The 4028-nt window shown below is 39.2% G+C and carries 2 protein-coding genes, 1 pseudogene and 1 riboswitch; all 3 genes and pseudogenes read left to right on the plus strand.

Annotated elements, in window-relative coordinates:
• Window positions 1-2028: AAA domain-containing protein (locus tag AC1DJR_RS19950; protein ID WP_477003331.1), on the plus strand; the 2028-nt coding region annotated here is incomplete at its 5' end.
• Window positions 2029-2103: 75 nt separating this feature from the next.
• Window positions 2104-2205, plus strand: a riboswitch (SAM riboswitch).
• An 88-nt stretch (window positions 2206-2293) separates the two neighbouring features.
• The gene (locus AC1DJR_RS19955; RefSeq protein ID WP_477003332.1) at window positions 2294-3499 is read left to right on the plus strand and encodes a M20 family metallopeptidase; all 1206 of its coding nucleotides are present in this window, start codon (window positions 2294-2296) and stop codon (window positions 3497-3499) included.
• A pseudogene (locus tag AC1DJR_RS19960) lies at window positions 3490-3963 on the plus strand (SDR family oxidoreductase); the annotation flags it as partial. The gene AC1DJR_RS19955 and the pseudogene AC1DJR_RS19960, both read left to right, overlap by 10 nt.
• Window positions 3964-4028: the final 65 nt, after the last annotated feature.

Raw genomic sequence — 4028 nt, forward strand, 5'->3', positions numbered from 1 at the left:
GTACATGGATTAGAAATAGAACTGAAATTAAATGATTATATACAAGGTGAAATAAGAGAAGCTGTTTTATATAGTGAACCGTGGCAATTGCTAGAACAGCTRCAAGAGMGATTGAAAGAGGCWCRTAAAGATAAGCTRAAACGTAATCGTATAAAGCGTCTTGTTGATGGRACGAGCAGTCCAAAGCATATTGAAAAGATGAAAAATACGAAAAATGAATTGGCGTATCGTTCATTTTATAATCCGACAACGTACGTGTGGGGACCACCTGGAACAGGGAAGTCTTACAATTTATCGCGCATTATTTCAGCTCATTATCAAAAAGGAAAATCGGTACTTGTGTTAGCTCATAGTAATGCGGCTGTGGACGTATTAATGAGTGAAGTAACGAAGCAAATTGAGAAGAAGAAGAAATGGACACCTGGCGAAATTGTTCGTTATGGTTATAGTCAACATGAACATATACGAAATCATGAAACGTTACTTGCGTCGAAGTTAGTTGAAACGACGAACGGATCTTGGGGAGAAGAAAGACTTTATTTAGAAGAGACACGACAAGATCTTCGTGAAAAGATTTTATCATATAAAGCGACTTCTGCTGATAAGAAGCGTATACAAGAGATTGAAAGTGATCTTCGAAAGCAAAAAGCGAAAATTAAAGAAGTAGAAAAAGAATATATTGAAAATGCGAAAGTAATCGGTGCGACGCTATCAAAATGTGCCATTGATTCACTTATTTATGAGCGCACATTTGATTTAGTTGTTGTAGATGAAGTAAGTATGGCATATGTTCCGCAAATCGCATTAGCTGCTTCTCTTGGGAAACGTATTGTCGTTTGTGGTGATTTTTTACAGTTACCTCCGATTGCGATGGCAAACCATGAACTCGTTCGAAAATGGCTCGGTGAAGATATGTTTTACCATGCAGGGATTGTTGAGTCTGTAAATAAATCAGAAGCACATCCGAACCTTTTTATGCTGCAGGAACAAAGACGTATGCATGCGGATATATCGAAGTTTACGAATTCATTTATTTATAAAAATAGAGTTTACGATCATCCATCTGTTTCAGAGCGTAAAGAACTTGCGAAACTACAACCGTTCGCAAATGAAGCTAGTGTTTTATTTGATACGAGCTTAATGGGAGCTTTTTCTTTAAAAGACGCTGCTTCCGGTTCGCGTTTTAATATTATGTCTGGGTTAGTAGCGATGCAAATGATGTTAATTGGATTGTTAGATGGTGTTCAATCTATCGGTGTTGTTACGCCGTACAGGGCGCAGTCCCGCTTTTTATCAACGTGCATTAGAGAAATGTTGCAGAGAACGAAATATCAACACATATCAGTTTTAGCGGCGACAGTTCATAAGTTTCAAGGGTCTGAAAGAGATATGATGATCTTTGATACGGTTGATAGTTATCCGCAAGAACGTCCTGGTGTGTTATTCTTTGATCATAAAAACCATCGCCTCGTCAAYGTWGCAGTRACRAGRGCGAGAGGGAAGTTCATTCAATTATCAGATTGCCACTACATGCGTAAAAATTTATCGAGAAAACAAGCGTTATCGCAATTAACAGCTCATATAGAACGTCACGGAGATGTGTATGATCGCACGACATCAAGACAATTGTGGGAGCGAAAAATCTCGAAACGTTTACGCTGGTTTATGGAAATGAATCTTGAAGAATCGAAAGGGTTATTGAAAGATATTTTAGCTGCAAAACGTCAAATTATCATTTCACTTCCAAGCACAAGGCAAGTTGATAAACGAGTATGGCAAGCGTTAATGCGTACGAATGCACAAGTAACGGTTTATAGTGATGGACCAGTTCCATTAAAGAATGTAAAATTACAAAGGCAAAACAAGGCGTTCCCGTTTATAGTAATCGATGATGAAATCTTTTGGGCGGGGGCACCGCTCACATCTCAAATGATGTTTGAAGGTAGTATGGAATTTCCGTACATATGTGCAAGATTACAAGCACCTGAAACAATTGGCGTATTAAAAGGGTTTTTAGATATTCGGTAAATTCAGATAGGAATTCCTTGACTTTTGCCTGGAATGAACTTAGAATGAAAATAATTTAATACAATTTTATGAAAATTCTTATCACGAGAGGTTGAGGGACTGGCCCTATGACACCTCGGCAGCGGATTCTTTATGAATACTGTGCCAATTCCAGCAAGGTAACTTGAAAGATAAGAAAGAAGCTCATTTTGACTGTATATACAGAAGCCTCTTTCTATCTTTTAGAAAGAGGCTTTTTTACGTGAAAATAAAAGGAGGAAGAAAAATGGGAGCGACAGGAGTAACGTCACAAAGAAAAACAATTGAAGAGAGTATAGAAAGAAATAAGGAAAAGTACATAGAAACAAGTCATAATATTCATGCGAATCCGGAGATTGGTAACCAAGAATTTTACGCATCAAGAACGTTAAGTTTGTTGTTAGGAAGCGCAGGATTTCAGTTGCAGCACAATATAGCTGGTCATGAAACAGGGTTTATCGCGCGAAAAAGTTCCGGGAAACAAGGACCAGTTATCGCATTTTTAGCTGAGTATGACGCTTTACCAGGACTCGGTCATGCGTGTGGTCACAATTTAATCGGAACAATTAGCGTTGCAGCAGCGATCGCGTTATCAGAAATGCTTGAAGAAATCGGCGGGGAAGTTGTCGTGTTCGGAACACCAGCAGAAGAGGGGGGACCAAATGGTAGCGCAAAATCGAGTTATGTAAAAGCTGGTTTATTTAAAAATATTGATRCGGCGCTTATGATTCATCCGAGCGGAAAAACAGCGACGACAAGTCCATCATTAGCGGTCGATCCACTTGATTTTCATTTTTACGGAAAAACAGCTCATGCAGCAGCTTCACCAGAAGAAGGAATAAACGCATTAGATGCGATTATCCAGCTGTATAACAGTATTAATGCACTTCGCCAACAACTTCCATCAGATGTGAAAATCCATGGAGTCATTACAGAAGGAGGAAAAGCGCCTAATATTATTCCTGATTACGCAGCAGCAAGGTTCTTCATCCGTGCAGCAACAAGAACAAGATGTGCGGAAGTAACAGAAAAAGTAAGAAACATCGCACAAGGAGCAGCACTAGCAACAGGTACAAAAGTGAAAATTCATCAATTCCAAAATGAAATCGATGAATTGCTCGTAACAGAAACATTTAATGACGTCGTAGCCGAAGAACTAGAACAACTTGGTGAAGATGTAAACCGTAAAGAAAGAGTAGGAATCGGCTCAACAGACGCAGGCAACGTAAGCCAAGTCGTACCGACAATTCATCCGTACATTAAAATYGGWCCAGACGATTTAATTGCGCATACGAATGAATTTAGAGAAGCAGCTCGTTCAGAACTAGGAGACAAAGCGTTAATTACATCGGCAAAGGCATTAGCGAATACGGCATATCGATTAATTACGGAAGAAGGGTTGTTAGAGAAGGTGAAGGAGGAGTTTAGGGAGGCGCAGAGGAATCAGGGATAGGTGTACAAGGAACGATTGAAAATACGACAGAARAAGTGTTTGATGAAATTATGGCCGTAAACATTAAGGCACCGTTCTTCTTAATCCAGCAAACATTACAATTACTGCGAGCAGAAGGGCGTATTATTAACATCTCATCAGCCGAAGTACGACTTGGTTTTACAGGATCAATTGCATACGGTTTAAGTAAAGGTGCACTTAACACGATGACACTTCCTCTAGCTAAACATCTTGGAGAAAGAGGTATAACCGTTAATACAATTATGCCSGGATATACGAAGACAGATATTAATGCGAAMTTGYTAGATAATCCAGAAATACGAARTTTTGCTACGAATTCATCTGTKTTTGGMCGAATAGGGCAAGTWGAAGATATTGCAGATGCAGTAGCGTTCCTTGCYTCTTCKGATAGTCGCTGGGTAACAGGGCAGATTTTAGATGTTTCTGGTGGKTTTTGTTTATAGGTGTACTACTCTATAATTATCAAATTAAAATCTTTTAATAGCTATGGAGGCACCACCCCATGCCC

It is taken from the genome of Bacillus sp. 05T31, assembly GCF_056396725.1.